The organism is Micromonospora sp. NPDC002389 (assembly GCF_040296095.1).
GTDB lineage: Bacteria > Actinomycetota > Actinomycetes > Mycobacteriales > Micromonosporaceae > Micromonospora.
On record NZ_JBEOWP010000021.1, the window covers coordinates 1 to 18,601 of the forward strand.

Consider the following 18,601-nt stretch of genomic DNA (forward strand, 5'->3'; position numbering starts at 1 on the left):
TCCCAGGCTCTGCCCGTTGTGGCCGCCGCCGCCCCCGCCCCCGCGGGGGCGGGCTCCCCCCCCCCCCCCCCCCCCGGCTCGCGCGCCCGCCCGGCCTTCCGTTTCCGGAAGGCCGCGCGGCATCCCTACGCGGTGCGACGGGCGAGCACGAAACCCGCCCCTGCGGCGACGGCGACGAACACGACCACTACGGTCAGCGCCTGGCCCAACGTCGTGCCCGCGCCCTCCGGCGAGGCCCCGCCACCCGAGGCAGCAGGCGGCGCTGCGGTCGCCTCCGGCGGGTTCTCCAACACCGCGTTGGTCGCGATCAACCTCGGTGCCGGGTAGTCGCTGTCGGCGGTGCGGTCGATCCAGTCGAGCGAGTTGCCGTCGGCACACCGTTGCAGCACCGGGAAGTGCAGCGTGTCGCCCGCCTGAGCGGTGATCCGGGCCGTCACCCCCACCTCGGCGGTCCCCAGCCCCGGTCCGGTGAAGGTGACACGGTCCCCGGAGAGCGCGGCGGACCAGCCGTCCGGCTCCACGGTGCCGGTCGCGGTCACCCCCTCGGGCAGGGCGACGACCAGTTCCGTGGTGGGGGAGTCGTCGCAACTGTGGTCGTAGGCGAACGTCAGGGTCGTGCTGCCGTCCCCGTTCGGCTGCGCCCCCGCGATCTCGACGTGCGCCGAGGCCGGCGCCGCCCCCAACGCCAGGTACGCGACCACGCCGCCCGCCACGGCGGCGGTCCGGATCCACCGTCGCGACGTCATCCGACGTCCACCGTGACCCGGGCGACCGGACTCTCGTACTTCGAGGTCCGCACGCTGACCTGGACCACCCACGAGCCGGCGAGCGGCAGGTCGACGACCGCCTCGTACCGGCCGGGTCCGGTCGGCGACAGCGTCCGCTCCAGCGGGCCGACGTCCATCGCGGGCAACTGGACCGTCAACCTCGGGTCGTCGACCGGCTCGACGGGTTGCCCCGCCGCGTCGAGGAGATTCAGTTCCATCGAGTTCACCCCCACCACCCCGGGGGTCAGCCGGACCACGGCCCGCCCTGACCCCAGCGGCGCCTCCACCAGGATCGGACGCTCCCCGGCGTCGGCCGTCGGACGCGTACCCGCCTCGGTGACCGGGCTCTGCGTGACCAGGAACCCGGTGGCGGCGACCACACCGACCAGCAGCGCCGCCTCCCACCGGACCGACCGGCGCAGCAGCCGCCACGCCGCCGGAGATCCCTCGTCACGATCGGTGGCCACGACGCGGGGCACCAGACGGAATCGGTTGTGTGCGGCCACCGCCAGCACCACGACGGTCAGCCCGACCTTCGTCAGCAGGGCCAGACCGTACGCCGTGCCCCACAGCGCCTCCCAGGACACCAGGATGCGCCAGCCGAGCAGCACCCCGGCGACACTGAGCAGACCGACGAGAACGGCGGCGGTGCGCGAGAACGCGGACACCGTACGCGCCGCCGCGCCGGGCGGCAGGTCGGCCGACCGGGTCAGCGTCCACGCCAGGGCCACCAGCCCGCCCAGCCACACACCGGCGGTGATCACGTGCAGCACGTCGGCCGGGACGACCAGCCAGGCCGGACCGTAGGTCCGGGTGTGCCCGACCAGGGCGACCGCCCCCCAGGCGAGGACCACACCGGCGAACGCCACGGCGGTCAGTGCCGCCCGCCGGCCGGGGCCGGTGGCCCCGGCAGTCGGCGAGGGCTCGGCCGCCTCGGCGGTAGGCGTGGACCCGGCCGTCGCGGTGGCCCACCAGGCGGCACCCAGGCCCAGCACCACCAGCAGGCTGCTCAGGGACTCCTCCGCGCCGAGGCCGGCGGTCCACAGCACGGGGTCGACCAGTCCGTCCAGGTCCCGGCCGTCCTGCCAGGCGGGGACGGCCGGCACCAGGACCAGCCGCGCCAGCACGGTCAGCCCCACCGACCAGGCGGTCAGCCGCAGCAGCCGCCGCCGCAACAGCGGCGCGTCGGCGCGCAGCAGCACCAGCAGGAAGACCAGGACGCCCGCACCGACCAGCAGACCGAGGTACGCGAGCGCCTCGGTGACCTGACGCAGCACGTCCAGCCCACGTCCAGGGCTGCTCTCCGGCACCGCCACGGCAGAACTGCTCGGCGCTCCCACCGCGAAGCTGAACCCGCCCGAGACGGGGTGGCTGTCAGCGGAGATCACCCGGAACGTGACGATGTAGGTGCCGCCGGGCAGTTCCGGCGGCACGGTCAGCACCACCGTGGTGTCCACCGAGCGGCTGTCGCTGGACACCTCCTCGCCGGCCGCGTCGAGCAGGCGTACGCCGCCCGCGCGTACCGCCACCGGCTCGTTGAAGGTCAACGTGATCTGGGCCGGCGTGGTCGCCAGCACGGCGCCGTCGGCCGGGTCGGTGCCCAGCAGAACGGCGTGGGCGGCGGCCGGCGACGCCGGCACGACGGCCGCCAACAGGCCGAGCAGGCCGGCGAACGCGATGGACCACACCCACCGCGCCCGCCCGCCTGCGGCCGCCCGCCGGGCCGTGCGGCCGCTACGGGACGTCACCTGCGTTCCCGCCCGTCAGGCCGTCCCGCGGGTACGCACCAGCGCCAACCCGCCGGCCAGCAGACCCAGCGCGCCGAGCACCAGGGCGATCCACCCCACCGCGCCGGTGCCGCCCTCGGACTCCGTGCTGGTCTGGGCCACCGGCTGCACGGCGTCGTCGTCGGCGTCACCGTCCGCCGTCGCGGTCAGCACGAACTTCGGTGCCGGATACTCCAGCTCGTCGGCGTTCTGACCGTCGGCGGGCATCTGCACCCAGGGCGTCTCACCCTGCTCGCAGGTCTGCACCGAGGGGAACGCCAGCGTCTCGCCGGCGGCGTCGGGCAACTTCACCGACAGCTCGAAGGTGTCCCGCAGGTCGTCCGGCAACGGCGTCCTGGCGGTGTAGACCACCTCGGCGACCCGCTGGGTGACCTCGTTGCCGTGGCTGTCCTTGACCGGCGGGTTCAGGTCCGCCATCACCTTCTCCACCGTCCAGTTCGGATTCACCGTCGGCGTGACGGTGACGATCTGCTCGGGGATCTGGATGGACACCTTGGTGGTGGCGGAACCGTCGCAGCCGTGCGGCACACCCATCGTCAGCACGGCGTACGAGCCGGCGGTCGTCACCGACGGGCTGATCGTGACGTGCGCGGCGGCCGGTGAGCCGGTGAGCGCCACCGTCGCGGCGGTGAAGAGCCCGAGAGCGCCGAGCTGCGCGACCCGACGACGTGAGAGGAACATGTCTGGACAACCTTCCGGGAGGGGTGCGGCGACCGGTGCGGACGCACCTCGCTTACCTGGTCGGGCGCACCCCGCCCGGAGTTCCCGGCACCGCCGAGGATTTCTGCCCCGGTCAGGAATCCTCGCGGGTGCCGAGGGCGAACCGGATGGTGGTGGTCAGCCGGAGGCTCCCGCCGTCGGGGGACAGCACGTCTGCCACGTCGGCGAGGGCGGCGGGCAGCCGTTCCGGCGGGATGCTCTCCAGGATCGTGCGGGCACCGTGCGACCAGACCCAGGCGACGAAGTGGTCGCTGTCGCGGAACCGGCTCTCGAACGGTACGTCGTGCACGGTGACCTGGTGGTAGCCGGCACGGCGCAGCAGGTCACCGGTCGACTCTCGGGTGGCGAAGTCGTCCTCCCGGCCGGTGGCTGGTGGTTGGCGGCGCTCCGGCGGCACGTGTCGGGCCAGCGTGCCGAGCGCCGCGGTGAAGCGCGGGTCGTAGGCGGCGAAGGTGGTGACGCCGAGCCGCCCGCCGGGGCGCAGCAGCCGCCGGTAGGCGCGCAGTGCGGGCAGCGGTGCCGGTAGCAGGAACACGACGAGTCCGGCGAGCACCGCGTCGAAGGTGGCCTCGGGTAGGGCCGGGTCCTCGGCGTCGCCGACCTCTACTCGCACGTGCGGGAGGTGGGCGGTGTCGGCGCGGGTCAGGTCGACCATCGTCGGAGCCAGGTCGATGCCGACGACACCGCCGGTGGGCCCCACGGCCTGTGCTGCGGGTAGCAGGACGGCGCCTCGTCCGCACCCGACGTCGAGGACCTGTTGTCCGGGGCGCAACCCGGCTCGGCGTACCAGTTCCCGTCCCATCGGGCCGAAGAACTCCACACCGACGCGGTCGTAGGTGGCGGCGCTGCGGTCGAACACCGCCGCCGTGTGGTGGCTGGCGCGGCTCGCGCTGATTCGGTTACTCACGGGCTTCCCCCTGGGTCTCTGGTGGTGCCGTCGAACCATCGATCGTCGTACCTCTATACCCAGCTCGCCTGGACCTTAACGATCACGGTATTCGTTCCAGGCCGAAACCCGGCCGACATCAATTATCTTGAGGTTTGAGCGTTGCGGCATTAAGAAAGTCAAGCTATAACTAGTTCTAGGTAAGTCGTCGACGGCAGGGGGCCGCAGGTGGACTGGCAGGAACTGACGGATCTGACCCGTGGGCAGTCGTTCGTGGTCGAACGGGTCCGCCTCACCGGCAGCGGCATCGCGGTCGAAGGACAGTTCGAGCCGCCGCAACTCGCCCAACTCGGCGTCGACGACCAGGTTTTCGTGGCCGCCTTCGTGCGGTCACACGGCTCGATCAAGGAGATGGAGCGGATCTTCGGGGTGAGCTACCCGACGATCAAGTCCCGCCTGAACCGGATCGCCGCCCAGCTCGACTTCGTGGACACCGACCCGGGGCCCACCGGCGCCGACGTCGTCGACCGCCTGCGGCGGGGAGAGATCGACGTCGCACAGGCGTTGACCGAGCTGGAGAGTTCACGGTGATCCCGCAGCTCGTGACGATCCGTCACCGTCGAGCCGACGGCCGCTGGCGGCGGCGGTACGTACCGGTCCTGCCGGTCCTGCTGCTGCTCGCGCCACTGCTACTGCTCGCCCTCCCGGTCGGCCTGATCGCCTGCCTCGTCGTCCGGGTGAATCCGGTGGCCGCGTCACGGGGGGTGGGGCAGGTGCTGTGCGCTCTGCCCGGCACCCGGATCGAGATCGGGCAGGGCAGCAAGGCCCTGCTGGTAAGCGTGAGATGAGTCGAGGAAGAGGACCGACATGAACGAGCAGCGCCGCCAGATCCTCCAGATGCTGGCCGACGGCAAGATCACCGCTGACGAGGCGGAACAGCTCATCAGCGCGCTGGAGCGCGAGCAGGTGGCGTCGCCGACGGCGGTCCTGCCCCGCCCGAAGGCGCGCCCCAAGTACCTGCGCGTGCTGGTGACCTCGAACGACGACGACGGTCCGGGCCAGGTCAACATCCGGGTGCCGCTGCAACTGCTGCGCGCCGGGGTACGCCTCACCAGCCTGGTCCCCCCGCAGGCGCTCAGCAAGGTCAACGTCGAGCTGGCCAAGTCCGGCGTACCCATCGACCTGACCCAGCTCAAACCACAGCACATCGAGGACCTCGTCGAGCAGCTCGATGACCTCACCGTCGACGTGGACCAGCCCGAGGCCAAGGTGCAGGTCTTCTGCGAGTGACCCCCGCCCCGGAGCCGGGCCGCGTGGTGTCGGGCTGCTTGGCCCGACACCACGCGTCACCTGTCGGACAACAGTGACGCGACCGCCTCGGCGGTGCTCGGGTGGGTCTCCACCAGGGTCGCCGCGCCGCCGCGCGGTCTGCGCCAGCCGTCGGCGACGCCGAGCAGCGCGGCGACCGCGTCCACCGGCTCCGGATGACCGGCCAGCAGGGCGTGCACCGGCCCAGCCGCCGCACCCGCGACACTCGCCGCGACGACCGGGGCGGTGGGGGCGGTGGCCAGCCAGGGCGGCACCCAGGAGTCCAGTGCGGACAGGCTGCCCGGGAAGGTACGCCCCGCCTCGCGGACCAGCAGAGGCACCGACTCGGCGCCGTGCTCCCGCAGCGTGGTGACCAGGTTGGGCAGCCAGGGCAGCAGGACCGGGTCGGGGAGCCGGGCGAACGCGGTCGACATCGTCTCCACCACGAACGGCGTGAGCCCTGGCACCGGTTCCAGCGCGTGCACGAACCCGGACAGATACTGCGGGAAGGCCGGCACCACCAGCGGGTTGGCCAGCAGCTCGTGGCACTGGGCCCGCAGCTCGGTCAGGGGCAGCAGCCCGAGCTGGTGACGGGCCGCCCAGAGCAGGGCCACCTTGGCCGGCGCCTGCGGATGTGACTGACCCACCGCGAGTTCGAGCTGGGACCGGTCGCAGCCCAGGGAGAGCGCCAGGCTCTCCAGGTTGAACAGGAAGCCGAGCATCGCCCCGACCTGCCGTACGCCGGTCTCCTCCTCGACGAACGCGGTCGGCAGCAACGTGCAGTAGTGGGCGTACCCGGTGGTCACGAACGCCGCGCACCAGGCCGGCAGCGTCGGCGCGGTGGCCTGGTGGTGGGCGAGCAGCCGGCGGATCCGGCGCAGCACGTGCGGCGCGTCGTCGACGGTGCGTTCGGCGGCGAGCAGCGCCACCGCCCGGGTGCCGAGTTCGTCGACCAGCCGAGGGCTGTCCAGCAGCCGGATGGCGTCCTCCACGGCGGCGAGCGCGCCGGCGGCGGTGGCGTCGGGGTCGTGTGCGGCCCGACGCAGGCGCTGTTCCAGCACCTGTTCGACGGTCACGCCCTCGTACCCGAGTTCGATCAGCGCGCGTTGGTGACGGCCCAGCGCCAGGTCCCAACTCTCCTGGATGGACCGGTGGCCGAGCCGACGCTCACCCATGATCGGACGGACCGCACCCGGCGGCAGCACGTGCCGCAGCATCCAGAGCAGGTCCGAGCAGCCGGCCAGCTCCGGGCTGGCCTGTAGATCCAACAGCGCCCGCTGCATGGTCCGCTTCTCCAGGTCCAGACCGAGTGGCTGGAGCCGGTCCAGCACGTCGCGGGCCAGCGGCGGCAGGGCGTCGTAGCCGACCTGCCCGATCCGGTCCCCGCCGAGCAGGATCTCGCAGAGCCGCCGCACGTCGCGTCGACCCGGCACCACGTCCTTCTCGATGCAGGTCACCGCCGCGTCGGCGAAGTCGTACGGGGTGGGCCGGGCCCGGTTGCGCAGTCCGGCCAACAGGATCGAGGTCTCGAACACCGCGATCGCGTCGGCGGTGCTGGCCAGGTAGCCGTTGCGTCGGGCCAGCCGGACGATGTCCACGCACCACCGGCGCAGCTCCGCCTCGTCGAGCCCGTCGAGAGCGGGCGGCGCGGCGAGGAACCCGGAGAGCCGGTCGCTGACCGCCTCGGCCGGTGCCGGATCCGGCTCTGTGCGTCCCCGCCGGCTCCGGGACGTGCCGCCCCGCTGACCGTCCAGCCGGTACGGCGTCAGACCCGACCCGCTCACCGCCTTGGTCCAGCTCGCCGCCGCGATCGACACCGAGCCGGGCGCGAGCCCGAACTGCGCCTCGATCGCCGAGTGGCTGGACGGGATCAGGCCGTACCGCCACCGGGTCGCGGTGCGCGGGGAGATGTCGAAGTCCGGTGCGGTCGAGTCCAGACCGAACTGCTCGACCCGGCTGGCGGCGTGGAAGGCGCCGCAGACATAGAGGCAGTCCTCGGGTGCGGCACCGGAGGCCGCCAGGTGCTGCCGGATCCGGGTCCACATGTAGCGTTCCCGGTCCTCGTCGCGGTCGGTGCGGTCCGACCCGGCGGGACGCAACCGCCGGAACAGGCTGCCGATCAGCACCATCACCTGACGGTAGGTGTCGTGGTCGGCGACGGTGAGCGGCCGTTCGACGTACTGGTCCCACCACTCCGACCAGTGCCGCACCTTGCCGTGGTGCAGCAGGTGCGCCTCCAGCTCGGCGAACCGGGGACGCAGGTCGCCGATCTCCACACCCACCGCGTCGCCGTGCAGGGCCGCCTGCTCACCCGCCTCGGCACCGCTCTCCGCACCGGCCGCCTCGCCCTGGGGCGGGGTCTCGCCCCGGGGCGACCACTGGAAGACGTGGTCGGTGGAGCGGTCGACCAGCACCAGCTCCACCCCGGGCGTCTCCAACGCGTACGCGATCGCCTGGTATTCGGCGGACGCCTCGGTGACCGGCGCGATCACGCTGAGCGGACCCCACGCGGCGGGGAAACCGTCGAGTTCGGAGGCGAACGCCTGTACCGCCACCGGCAGCCGACAGTTGCGCAGTTCCCCCAGCAACGGTCGTAGGTCCTCGCAGAGCTCCAGATAGATCACCCGGGGCTGCTTGCTCCGCAACCGGCGCACCATGGCCAGCGCGGAGGCCGGCGAATGGTGGCAGACCGGGAAGATCTCCAGCCGCTCGCCCAGGGCCCGGTCCACGTCGTCGACCATCCCGGCGAGGATGTCGGCCAACGCGTCCGGACCGCCCGCGAACGCGGCGGCCGCGTCGGTGAGCTGCTCACGCAGGGCGCCGAACGCGCCAACGGTCGCCGGGGCGCTCATGACAGGGCGGCGATCGCCTGACGGCCACCGTCGAGGAAGCCGGGCCACTCACCGCCGTCCTGCTTGGCCCGGGGTTCCACCACCGCGTGCAGGTACTTGTTGAGGATCGCCAGGTCCTCCGGGCTGCGTCGGGCCAGCGACCCCATCAGCGAACCGGCAAGCGTCTCGGCCCGCAGGGTCCGGTCGCCGAAGAACTGGCTGTGCAGGATCGCGTCCTCCAACACGCCGATCTGCTCGGCGGTGGACAGCGCCGACTCCAGCTTCTCGTCGTCGCTGGTCGCCGACGCGGCGGCGGCCCGCAGGTCGGCGAAGCTCTGCAACAGGATGTCCAGCAGCGTGGGCGGCACGTCCAACTCCACGTGGTGGCGGCGCAGCAACTCCTCGGTCCGGAACCGGACGATCTCCGCCTCGCTGCGCTTGTTGGTGACCACCGGGATCCGGACGAAGTTGAACCGTCGTTTCAGCGCCGACGACAGGTCGTTGACGCCCCGGTCCCGGCTGTTGGCGGTCGCGATGATCGAGAATCCGGGCTGGGCGAAGACGATGTTGTCGTCGTTCAACTCGGGGATGGAGACGTACTTCTCGGACAGGATGGAGATCAGCGCGTCCTGCACGTCGCTGGTGGAACGGGTCAGCTCCTCGAACCGGCCCACCACACCCTGCTCCATCGCCGTCATGATCGGCGACGGGATCATCGACTCGCGCGACTGACCCTTGGCGATCACCATGGAGACGTTCCAGGAGTACTTGATGTGGTCCTCGGTGGTGCCGGCGGTGCCCTGCACCACGAGCGTGGAGTTGCGGCAGATCGCAGCCGACAGCAGCTCGGCGAGCCAGCTCTTGCCGGTGCCCGGGTCACCGATGAGCAGCAGGCCACGGTCCGACGCCAGCGTCACGATGCTGCGTTCGACGAAACTGCGGTCGCCGAACCACTTTTGCGGGATCTCCCGCTCCAGACCGTCGGCGCGTTCCGAACCGAGCACGAACAGCCGGACCATGCGCGGGCTCAGCCGCCACGAGTACGGCTTTGGACCGGTGTCCACCGACTCCAGGAAGTCGAGTTCGTCGGCGTACTTGACCTCGGCGGGGGCACGCAGCATCTCGGACATCAGGGGGTGTCTCTCCTAGGTGAGGAAGCTCTTGAGCTCGAAGACGAGTTTGCGGATGTGGCCGGAGACGACCGGGGTACCCAGGTCCTTGAGGCGCTGCCGGAACCACGGGTTGACGCTCTGCTGACCGGAACTGCTGACCGAACCGACCGGGATGAACCGCACCCCCGACCGGTGCACCGCCTCGATGCCGTCGAACAGGGGCTGGGACCGGCCGAACTCGTAGAAGTCCGAGATCCACACCATTACCGTGTTCCGCGGCTCGACGATCTTCGGGCGGGCCATCGCCATCGCCACCGGCCCGTCGTTGCCGCCGCCGAGCTTGGTGCGCAACAGGACCTCGAACGGGTCGTGCACCCACGGGGTCAGGTCCAGCGCCCGCGTGTCGTACGCGATCAGGTGCACGTCGACCTTGGGCAGCCCGGCGAAGATCGACGCCAGGATGGTGCAGTTGACCATCGAGTCGACCATCGACCCGGACTGGTCCACCACCACGATCAACCGCGACGGCGTGGTCTTGCGCGCCGTCTGCCGGTAGTAGAGCCGGTCGACGTAGAGACGCTCGTCCTCCGGGCTCCAGCTGGTCAGGTTCTGCCAGATGGTGCGATCCAGGTCGAGGTTGCGATAGACCCGCTTCGGCGGCACCGACCGGTCGATGCTGCCCACACTGGTCTGCTCCACCTGGGTCCGCAACACCTCGGCGACCTCGTCGACGAAGCGACGGATCAGCGCCTTGGCGTTGGCCAACGCGACGCCGGACAGGTTGGACTTGTCCCGCAGCAGTTGCTCGATCAGCGACATGCTGGGCGTGAGCTGCCGGGCCAGCGCCGGATCCGCCAGCACCTCCCGCAGGTGCATCCGCCGGACCAGGTCACCCTCGATGCCGGCGAGGGTGGCACCGAGCCCGGTGCCCTGCCGGCGCAGCTCGCCCGGCGCGGTGCCGAGCGCCTGCTCGAACCAGCCCGCGTCAGCCTGCCAACGGGCCAGCTGACCGGCGGTGACCGACCCCGCACCCGTGGCGAAGACGTTGAGCAGCACCTTCGACACCAGCGCGGCCCGACGGACCTCCGCCTCACCGGGCTGATACGGCCCATCGGTCGACGCCGCCTCGGCCTCGGTGCCGGCCTCGGTGTCGGCGAGCAGACCCCGCAGTTCGTCGGCCACTTCGGGGAAGCGCTGCACCACGGTGTCCACCGACACCGACGGGTCCAGCAGGGCGGCCGGCAGGCCCAGGTCCTCGACCACGGCCATGCTCGCCGACTCCAGCGTGGGCTGCTCGTCCGGGTCGAAGATCCGGCCCAGCAGCCGCCAGTAGAGCACCTGCCGCCGGTTCGCGGCGGCCTGTTCGGGGGAGTCGGTCATCGGCGCAGCAACCGTCCCGCGCGCTCGCGCAGCACGGCCACGGCGTCGCCCGCCCTGGCCTCGGCCTTGGCCACCTTCGGGTCGGTGACACCCTCGGCCCAGTCGCCGTTGTGCGCCTCGACGGGCTCGCGTTTGACGGTGGCCTGCACCGCCAGGGGCTGCACCCACCACCGTCCGTCGTCCCACCGCGCCAAGCCCAGACAGGAGGTCGAGGCGGCGACCAGTGCGGCGGTGAGCGGGCCGGCCGCCGGCAGCCGATCGACGGACACGCCGATCGACGCGCCGTCCCGGACGAGGGTGAGCCCGTCGCCGCCCTTGCGCATCCGGTAGCCCTCCAACAGCACCGGCTCGGCGATCACGGCCGGGTGCCGGTCCAGCGGCGCGGTGGCCGCTGCCGTCGCCTCGGTGAGCAGCAACCGGCCGGTGGCGAACGGGTCGGCCGGCTCGCCCGCGCGGGCCTGCGAGTCACACCAGGTCAGGTCACCGCCGCGCACCGGCAGGTCGGTGACGGTCACCGCCCGCCGCTGCGCCACCGCCGTCAGCAGCACCGGGTACGCCGCCAGGAGCCGCCACACCGCCGGCCCGGTGATCGTCTCGACCTTCCCGGCCGCCACCGTCGTCCGCACCAGTCGGGCCGGTCCGCCGTCGGACGGCTCCAGGACGGCGTGCACCTGCACCTGCACCGCCGTGGCGTGCTCGTGCACGTCAACCCCGAGCGGGAGCAGCCGCCCGGAGACCCGCTCGACGTCGTCCGCCGGGCCGGACCGGTCCTGCGCGAGCAGCACGGCGCGGGTCCACAGGTCGGCCCAGCGGCGGGCCGGCACCTGCGGCATCGTGGCCACCGGCAGGCTCGCCCGCAGCTCTGCGGCGAGCCCGTCGAGCAGCACCGCCAGACGGCGCAGCCGTGGCTCGGCGAGGGCGGCCTCGACCGGCGACCCGACGGCGGAGAGCATCTCGTGGTCGGCGCCGCGCCAGCCGGCCACGGCCACCTCGTGCAGCCAGGCTGCGGTCGCGCCGCTCGCGGCGGAGATCTCGTCCGGTGCCCCGGACGGTGTCGTCCACCGGGCCCGTTCCCGCCCGACGACGGTGTCGAAGCGGTCGAGCAGCGCGTCGTGCGCCGCGCCGAGCAACGCCGACCGGGCGCCCGCCAGGACGGCCAGGTCGTCCGGACCGAACCCGCCGGACGTCACCCTGCCGACCGCGTCGGCCACCCGGGGGCCCAGCGGGGTGCCCGCCACCGCATCGGCCATCGCCGCCAGTGCTGCCGCCGCCTCGTCGCCGACCCGCGCGAAACCGCTCACCAGTGCTTCGTCGAAGCCGGCCACCACCGTGTCGACGTCGGCCAGGCCGGCCGGAGGGTCCTGCTGCAACTGCGCCACCTGTGTGCCGAGCATCAGCGACCCGCCCCGGTGGCCGGGAACCAGTGCAGCTCGGGCCACGCGGTGGTGCTGTCCGGCAGTTCGAGGTAGGCCAGGTGACGCAGGAACCGGCTGAACACCACGGCGGCCGGGGTCGGCTCGTGCCGGGTGTCCATCCGGGTCAGCAGATCCGCGCCGCTGCGCACCCCGTCACCGGCGTCGACCCGCAGGTACCGGGCGACCCGCTCGACGCCGTACTGGAGGACGGCCTCGTCGGCGAGGGAGTGGAGATGCTTGCAGGGCGCACCCCGCAACCCGCCGCAGGGCCGGTTGTTGTTGGTGCTGCAGTGATAGGCGTGGGTGCCGGCGGTCACCGACGAGACGTAGACCCGCTCGATGTCCGAGCCGCTGGAGACGACACCCTGCAATCGGCCGTCGGCCAGCTCGACGAAGGGCACCTTCGCCAGCTTGCGCGGGCGGGCCGGCGGCACCACCGCCAGCACGCTCCGCCGCCGCCAGGCGGCCTCGTCAGCGTCCGTCACCGCAATCCTCCCGCCCGCCGCAGACTCGGCGTCCGCCCTGGTGATGCCACGCCGACTGGTCCCGGCGCCGCCGTGCAGACAAGATCATGGCCCACGGGTACGACATCCGCCCGCGCGCAGGCCGTCCCACGATTCGCCACCCCATCAGGTCATCCTCCTAGGACGCTCTACGGGGAGTGCACGCGCTCATCCACGTCCGGCAAGAAGCAGCGACGAAGTGGGCCCTGCCGTTAACCTCGCGGCTCGCCCAGCGCGTTTCTGCACCGGGAGGTGCAGATGCGACGACACGGGGAAGCGGGGCCGCCGGACGGTCTCGTCGAGTTCGTCAGGGTCCGGTCCGACGGCCTGCTGCGGTCCGCCTGGTTGCTGACCGGGGACGCGGGACGGGCCGAGGACCTGGTGCAGACGGTGCTGGCCGACGCCTGGCGCCGATGGCCCACGATCGCCGCCGGTGGACAGCCGGAGGCGTACCTGCGCAGGGCTTTGTTCACCACGTACGTCTCACGGTGGCAATGGCGGTGGCGCGGGCAGATCCCGAGGCCACCCACGGAGGACCCGGGGTACGGGGACATGGCGGTCGGCTCCACGGACCGGGACGCGGTGTGTCGAGCACTGGCCCGGCTGACCCGGCGGCAGCGGGCGATCGTGGTCCTGCGCTATGTGGAGGAGCTGTCGGTGGCGGGGACGGCGGAGATTCTCGGCTGCCCGGCCAGCACGGTCGAGGCGCAGGAGCAGAAGGCGCTACGGACGGTGCAGGCGGATCCGCATCTCGAACTCTTCGCGGTCTGGAGGTAGGACGTGACCTACGACGACGACCACATCCGGACCCTGCTGACCCAGGCGGTGCCGGTACTGCGGCCCCCGCAGGACCGACTCGACCTGGTGGAGCATCGCCTACGCCGCCGCAGACGGTGGATTGCCGCCGGCGGCGCGCTGGCGGTGCTGCTGGCGGCCGGGCTGGCCGTCGGCGGCATCGAGGCCGCCGGTTAGGCCGACTGCCACCGGCGTGGACGCCGTCTGCCGGGCAGACCTGTCAGCGGGATACCGGCTGATCCGGCTGTCCCGCGTTCACGAGACGGCCCGGCGCGGCAGCGGCCGGCGGGCGGTGGGGGCCGGTCACCTCGCGCGTGATCGACCCGGTCGGTCCGGCGAGGTGCTCCGGCGCCCGCAGGACGTGCTCCGCGCCGCTGAGCGCGATCACCCTCGCCGCGCCGCTGGTGGCGGTGACGGTGATCCGCTGCCCTCGTGCGGCGGCGGTCTCCCTGATCACGAGCAGCGCGGAGAGAGCGGCGCAGTCGAGGTACCGCAGCGGAGTCAGGTCGAGCACCAGATGGGTGATCCACTCGGGGGTCAGGAGCTGCCCGAGGTGGTGCTGGATGCGCGGGGCGGTCGCCAGATCGGCCTCACCGGACAGGGTCACGTGCCGGGTGCTCGGTCTGGCGTCATAGTGATGGAATTGCAGAAGTTCCTGGTCAGTGACGACATTCATGCGAATGCTCAGTCCCTGCCCTGGCGAAGGGCACTGGCGCGGCCGGATGAGGTTGCCACCATCGATCCGGCGCCGGGGAGGACAGCGTTCAGGTGCCGACCTCGACGTGGCGCGTAGGACGCCTTTCCCTCGACCGTACCCGCCACCAGCGACCGATGCCATCCCCGCCGGTGCCGCGAACCAGTGCCAGAGTGGACGACCGAGAGCCGGGACCGCTGTCCGCCGCCCCCTGCTCTGCCGCAGGTCAACCGCCGGAGACCGGGGTGACCGGATCGAGCTGCCGGACCGCGTCGACGATGTCGGGAAAGGCGTCGACGAAAGCGTCGACGTAGCGGGGGTCGAAGTCCGCCGGTGTCCGGATCCGGCTCTGCAGGCAGCCGATGAAGTGCAGGCCCGCACCCCCTGCGGCCAGGGCGTCACCGGGGGAGTCCCCCACGTAGACGCACTGGGTCGGCGGGAGTCCGGTCGAGGTGAGGAGTTCGTCGAAGGCCCGGGGGTCCGGCTTGCGGAAACGCGTGTTCCCGGCGTGGTAGACGCCGCTGACCCGGGTGGCCAGAACATGGTCCGGTGCCAGCATGTGCCGGACCTCGTCCTCGGTGCGCGACGTCAACAGGAACACCGCCCGGCCGGCGAGCACGAACTCGTCCAGTGCCCGCAGGTTCTCCGGCGGGATCACGTCCAGTCGGCCGTCGGCGATGTGCCGCTCCAACGCCCGCTGGTGCAGCGCGGTGAACCGGACCAGGTCGAGCCCGGGCGACCGGGTGGGCATGGCGTCCAGCAGTGGTGCGCCCCACGTCGACAGGTGGACGTGCGGGGGTATCGGAGGTCGGCCCATCTCCGCGAGCACCTCGTTCTCCAACGCGAGCGCGGCGGCCTGGGTGAGGCACAGGGTGTCGTCGACGTCCACGATCACGGCCCGGATCACCGGCCAAGCCTAGCCCTCGGCCTGCAAGCGAACAGCCATGGTGGCGCCACCCCACCGAGTCGTGGCCCGGGACGTGCACCGCCCCGGGCCACCGGCGCCAGGGGCGCGGGCGTCCCGGACACGGAGGGCGATGAGCCCTGCTTCCGCCTGCCGGCCGCCCGAGGTGCGGCAACGCACGCCGTGACAGCCTGCGTTTCCCCGTGCCGCTTCCACCACTGACGCTCGTCACCCGACACTTCGATACCGATTCGACATCTGCCGGTGGCCGTGGATGCCTTTGGGTATCGGGCGGTGTCCGCTACGGTGTCACTGCCACAATAGTTGTCGGATGCAGCTCAGTAGAGCACAGCGCCGCGATGTTCAGCAACTATCGTGGTCGACCCGAGCCGGGTCGCGACGATCGTCGCAGGTGGATCGGAAGGTGGTCATGGCCGACGTTGGTAGCGCCGACGGCCCGACCTCGTTCGCCGCCCGGTTGCGGCACCTGTTCGAGACGCGTCTCAAACCCGGCACCGACAAGGCGTTCTCGCCGGACGAGGTGGCCAAGGCGACCGGTCTGTCCACCAGCTACGTCAACTACCTGCTCCGGGGGGAGCGCGACAACCCGTCGCGTTCGGCCATCCAGCAACTGGCCAACTTCTTCCGGGTGGAGCCGAACTTCTTCTTCGACCGGGTGGCCGACGCCGAGTCCGACGCCGAGTCCGTGAGCGACCCGGACTTGGAGACGATCACCGTGCTCGCCCGCCGGATGCCACCCGGCGCGCCCCGGGCCAGCCTGCGGGCCATCGTGGAGCAGGTCGCCGCGCTGGAGGCGCAGAGCAAGGCACGCCGGGACCGGTCCGACCCGTAGCGCGTCCCGGGGTCACCGCAGGGCGAGGAACGTCGGCGCGGCGACCAGCGCCCCCACGACGGTGCCGGCGATCACTTGGGCGACGGTGTGATCCCGCAGCCGTACGCGCGACCAGCCGACCAGCGCGACCACCGGCGCGGTGGCGAGGAGCGCGGCACCGAACGCGATCACGAGCACCGCGGCCGAACCGGCGGCCACCGCGGCGTGGATGCTGAGCTTCCAGACCAGGTTCACGGCGGTCACCGCCACCCCGAGCAGGAACATCACCACGACGATCGCGGTGACCGGACGCGGCGCACCGAGACCGATCATCAGCGACAGTCCCACGAGTACGGAGAGCAGGCCGTACAGCAGCGGCGTCCGGCGTTGTTCGCGCACCCGGATGTGGTGGTCGGTCAGCCGCCCACGACGGACGTCCCACCAGATCAGGGCGTTGGGGATCGCCGAGCAGAACAGCGCGCCGACCAGCGCCCACCCGAGGCCGTCGGCGAGGGGCGACACGCTCGTCACTCCGATCACGACGGGCATGGCCGCGGCCAGCAGCGCCGGTGCGAACACCTCGGTCACCACGCGCGCGGACCGTAACGCCGGTCGACCGGCCCTGACCTCCCTGGTGTCGTGCACGTCCCGCATTCTGCCTCGTCCGGTCGCACCATCCGGGCAGGGGCGCGCGCCGCGCGGGGATCCCACGATCGACGCCGGTTGGCTATGCTGCCCCCTTGCGCCGCCACTATTGTGGCGCAGCGCGAGGCTCGATGGACCGGACGTCGGATCAGGACGAGGACGGGCGACAGGCACGGGATCGTCTCGGTGGGGGCTCGCACGGGGGAGGCGCAGCGACGATGTGGCGGCAGAGACGGCAGGTCCAGAAGCTGATCCGCCAGCTCGTGGTCGATCTGCCGGCTCCGCTGACGCTCTCCGGGATGATCTCCGCCCTGGCCGACGCCCGTCGCCGGGACATCCAGGTCCTCGCCATGACGATGGGTGAGCAGGCCGGGCCGTGCGGGCTGTGGGTGGCGACCACAGAGACGGATTACGTGCTCTACAGCCGAGACTCGTCCCCGGTCCTCCAGACCCAGACGATCCTGCACGAGTTGATGCACATCGCCCTGCGGCACCGCGGGAAGGTGGTGCTGCCGCACACCGCGCCGGAGCCAGCCGGTCCGGCGGACGTCCAGGCCCTGCTGGCCCGCTCGTCGTCGACGTTCCACGACCGTCAGGAGCACGACGCCGAGCTGCTGGCCACCTACCTCGGCGCACAGATGGCCGCCGTCGGCCAGGTCGGCGGCTTCGACGATCTCGCGGACGAGACGGCGGCGGTGATGTACCGCATCGCCGCCACGCTGACCGACTAGCCGGAGGTACGCATGCTGGTGGCGGCGGGCCACATCGCGGCGCTGGTGGTCGCCGTCGCGGCGTTCGTCGTGAAGCTGGGCGCGCTCCGACGGGACCCGTCGAACCCGAGGGTCCTGGCCAGCCTGGGGATCTGCCTGGGCTGCGGCGTCGCCGTCACCGCCGGATGGGCCCCGGTGCACAGCGGGATCGACGGACTGTCCGGGGTGCCGAACCTGGCCAAGCCCGTCGAGCACGGGGCAGCGCTGGTCACCGCCACCGCGATCCAGTTCCTCTTCCTGCACCTGGGAGATCCGCAGCGGGCGCGTCGGTCCATGCGGCGGCGATGGCTCTTCTTCGCGGTGGTGGCCACCGTGATGGTCACGATGTTCTGGGCGGCGGACTTCCCCGAGTCCGAACCGATGCACTTCGCCGAGCGCTACGGCGACATGCCGCAGGTCATCGTCTACATGCTCGCGTTTCTGGCGTACCTGGGCGTCTCCGTGGTGGACATCCTGCGCATGTCGCTGGGCTACGCGCGCTTCGCCGGTACCCGGCTGAAGGTCGTGATGCGGCTGCTGAGTGCCGGAGCGTTCTTCGGCGCCGCCTTCGTGGCGCACAAGGCGTTGTTCCTCGCGTGGAAACTGGCCGGCACCACGCCTGCCTGGTCCGAACCGCTCGCATCACAGTCGCTTGTCACGCTGTCGGTCGTCCTGATCTGTTCGAGCTTCGTGCTGTCCACGGTGTGGAAGACCGTCGACGGCCTACGGGCATGGCCCCGCAGGAGGGCGTTGTACCGCGACCTGCATCCGCTGTGGCACCTGCTCTATCGGGCCGTCCCGAGCATCGCGCTGCATCCGCCCCGTCGTCCGGAGCGCAACCCCTGGTGGGTGTGGGGTGTCGGGCAACGGCTGTACCGGCGGTGCGTGGAGATCGGTGACGGTCTCCAGGCGGTGGGCCCGCCGGATCCGCGAGTGGTGGCGCAGGCCCGGCGGCGTGCGGCGGAGGCCGGTGGGGACGAGGCCCGGGTGACCGCCGTCGGGGAGGCCGCCGGGATCCTGGACGCCGTCCAGCGGTACGCCCGGGGACAGGTGGCCGGCAGCACGGTGGAGCCCGGTGTGGAACAGCCGTCGGGAGAGATCGCGCACGCCGACGTCGAAGCCGACGCGCGGCGTCTCGCGCCGATCTCGACCGCGCTGAACGAGCACCTGGTCCGCGCCATCGCCTCGGACAGTCGCGGTACGCGTGCGATCTAGGACTGGCGTCGAACCGTGTGGTGATGAGAGCGTATGTGCCGCAACCAGATGACTTGTC

20 protein-coding genes are annotated in these 18,601 nt (G+C 72.0%); 8 read left to right on the forward strand and 12 right to left on the reverse strand.

Annotation, left to right across the window (positions count from 1 at the left end; translation table 11 throughout):
• Positions 1 to 125: 125 nt before the first annotated feature.
• From ABT008_RS27685 to ABT008_RS27700, 4 genes are all read right to left on the reverse strand, one after another.
• Positions 126 to 746 carry a DUF1775 domain-containing protein gene (locus tag ABT008_RS27685; RefSeq protein ID WP_350699833.1) on the reverse strand — a complete coding sequence of 207 codons (621 nt, stop codon included), beginning with the start codon at positions 744 to 746 and terminating at the stop codon, positions 126 to 128.
• Entirely contained in the window at positions 743 to 2,515 is a 1,773-nt protein-coding gene (locus ABT008_RS27690) for a copper resistance CopC/CopD family protein (protein ID WP_350699835.1), read from the reverse strand. The genes ABT008_RS27685 and ABT008_RS27690 overlap by 4 nt, the downstream gene beginning before the upstream one ends.
• A gap of 15 nt (positions 2,516 to 2,530) precedes the next feature.
• A complete protein-coding gene (locus ABT008_RS27695) occupies positions 2,531 to 3,235 on the reverse strand; it encodes a YcnI family copper-binding membrane protein (RefSeq protein ID WP_350699837.1) in 705 nt (234 codons plus the stop codon).
• A gap of 112 nt (positions 3,236 to 3,347) precedes the next feature.
• Positions 3,348 to 4,169, reverse strand: a complete 822-nt coding sequence (locus ABT008_RS27700) for a class I SAM-dependent methyltransferase (protein WP_502890512.1) — start codon at positions 4,167 to 4,169, stop codon at positions 3,348 to 3,350.
• Positions 4,170 to 4,388: 219 nt separating this feature from the next.
• Between ABT008_RS27700 and ABT008_RS27705 the strand changes: the two genes are divergently transcribed.
• From ABT008_RS27705 to ABT008_RS27715, 3 genes are read left to right on the forward strand one after another with little or no spacing between them, the layout of a single operon-like run.
• The gene (locus ABT008_RS27705; RefSeq protein WP_350699841.1) at positions 4,389 to 4,751 is read left to right on the forward strand and encodes a DUF2089 domain-containing protein; all 363 of its coding nucleotides are present in this window, start codon (positions 4,389 to 4,391) and stop codon (positions 4,749 to 4,751) included.
• Entirely contained in the window at positions 4,748 to 5,008 is a 261-nt protein-coding gene (locus ABT008_RS27710; protein ID WP_350699842.1) for a hypothetical protein, read from the forward strand. Before ABT008_RS27705 ends, ABT008_RS27710 begins: the two co-directional genes overlap by 4 nt.
• 19 nt (positions 5,009 to 5,027) lie before the next feature.
• Positions 5,028 to 5,450 (forward strand): SHOCT-like domain-containing protein, encoded by a 423-nt coding sequence (locus ABT008_RS27715; RefSeq protein WP_350699843.1) that lies wholly within the window; start codon positions 5,028 to 5,030, stop codon positions 5,448 to 5,450.
• Positions 5,451 to 5,506: 56 nt separating this feature from the next.
• On the opposite strand, the gene ABT008_RS27720 is transcribed toward ABT008_RS27715, so the two are convergent.
• From ABT008_RS27720 to ABT008_RS27740, 5 genes are read right to left on the reverse strand one after another with little or no spacing between them, the layout of a single operon-like run.
• Positions 5,507 to 8,320: a DUF5682 family protein gene (locus tag ABT008_RS27720; RefSeq protein ID WP_350699845.1), complete on the reverse strand. Its 2,814-nt coding sequence runs from the start codon at positions 8,318 to 8,320 to the stop codon at positions 5,507 to 5,509.
• On the reverse strand, positions 8,317 to 9,429 hold the full coding sequence (locus ABT008_RS27725; protein WP_350699847.1) for an ATP-binding protein: 1,113 nt from the start codon (positions 9,427 to 9,429) through the stop codon (positions 8,317 to 8,319). Before ABT008_RS27725 ends, ABT008_RS27720 begins: the two co-directional genes overlap by 4 nt.
• 15 nt (positions 9,430 to 9,444) lie before the next feature.
• Positions 9,445 to 10,791, reverse strand: a complete 1,347-nt coding sequence (locus ABT008_RS27730; RefSeq protein WP_350699849.1) for a VWA domain-containing protein — start codon at positions 10,789 to 10,791, stop codon at positions 9,445 to 9,447.
• Complete coding sequence (locus ABT008_RS27735) at positions 10,788 to 12,185, reverse strand: hypothetical protein (protein WP_350699850.1); 1,398 nt, start codon at positions 12,183 to 12,185, stop codon at positions 10,788 to 10,790. The genes ABT008_RS27730 and ABT008_RS27735 overlap by 4 nt, the downstream gene beginning before the upstream one ends.
• On the reverse strand, positions 12,185 to 12,652 hold the full coding sequence (locus ABT008_RS27740) for a hypothetical protein (protein WP_350699941.1): 468 nt from the start codon (positions 12,650 to 12,652) through the stop codon (positions 12,185 to 12,187). The genes ABT008_RS27735 and ABT008_RS27740 overlap by 1 nt, the downstream gene beginning before the upstream one ends.
• A 315-nt stretch (positions 12,653 to 12,967) precedes the next feature.
• Between ABT008_RS27740 and ABT008_RS27745 the strand changes: the two genes are divergently transcribed.
• On the forward strand, positions 12,968 to 13,486 hold the full coding sequence (locus ABT008_RS27745) for a SigE family RNA polymerase sigma factor (protein ID WP_350699852.1): 519 nt from the start codon (positions 12,968 to 12,970) through the stop codon (positions 13,484 to 13,486).
• 3 nt (positions 13,487 to 13,489) lie between these two features.
• Complete coding sequence (locus ABT008_RS27750) at positions 13,490 to 13,681, forward strand: hypothetical protein (RefSeq protein WP_350699853.1); 192 nt, start codon at positions 13,490 to 13,492, stop codon at positions 13,679 to 13,681.
• A gap of 43 nt (positions 13,682 to 13,724) precedes the next feature.
• Here ABT008_RS27750 and ABT008_RS27755 read toward each other — a convergent pair whose 3' ends face one another.
• The gene (locus ABT008_RS27755; protein ID WP_350699855.1) at positions 13,725 to 14,342 is read right to left on the reverse strand and encodes an STAS domain-containing protein; all 618 of its coding nucleotides are present in this window, start codon (positions 14,340 to 14,342) and stop codon (positions 13,725 to 13,727) included.
• Between the two features lie 82 nt (positions 14,343 to 14,424).
• Positions 14,425 to 15,105 carry an HAD family hydrolase gene (locus ABT008_RS27760; RefSeq protein ID WP_350699857.1) on the reverse strand — a complete coding sequence of 227 codons (681 nt, stop codon included), beginning with the start codon at positions 15,103 to 15,105 and terminating at the stop codon, positions 14,425 to 14,427.
• 427 nt (positions 15,106 to 15,532) lie between these two features.
• Between ABT008_RS27760 and ABT008_RS27765 the strand changes: the two genes are divergently transcribed.
• Complete coding sequence (locus tag ABT008_RS27765; protein WP_350699859.1) at positions 15,533 to 15,955, forward strand: helix-turn-helix domain-containing protein; 423 nt, start codon at positions 15,533 to 15,535, stop codon at positions 15,953 to 15,955.
• Positions 15,956 to 15,967: 12 nt separating this feature from the next.
• Here the strand turns inward: ABT008_RS27765 and ABT008_RS27770 are convergent, their stop codons facing one another.
• Complete coding sequence (locus ABT008_RS27770; RefSeq protein WP_350699861.1) at positions 15,968 to 16,588, reverse strand: phosphatase PAP2 family protein; 621 nt, start codon at positions 16,586 to 16,588, stop codon at positions 15,968 to 15,970.
• A 209-nt stretch (positions 16,589 to 16,797) separates the two neighbouring features.
• Between ABT008_RS27770 and ABT008_RS27775 the strand changes: the two genes are divergently transcribed.
• The gene (locus ABT008_RS27775) at positions 16,798 to 17,310 is read left to right on the forward strand and encodes a M78 family metallopeptidase domain-containing protein (RefSeq protein ID WP_350699863.1); all 513 of its coding nucleotides are present in this window, start codon (positions 16,798 to 16,800) and stop codon (positions 17,308 to 17,310) included.
• A gap of 12 nt (positions 17,311 to 17,322) precedes the next feature.
• Positions 17,323 to 18,543, forward strand: coding sequence for an MAB_1171c family putative transporter (locus ABT008_RS27780; RefSeq protein WP_350699865.1), 1,221 nt, complete (start codon positions 17,323 to 17,325; stop codon positions 18,541 to 18,543).
• The last annotated feature ends 58 nt before the right edge of the window (positions 18,544 to 18,601 follow it).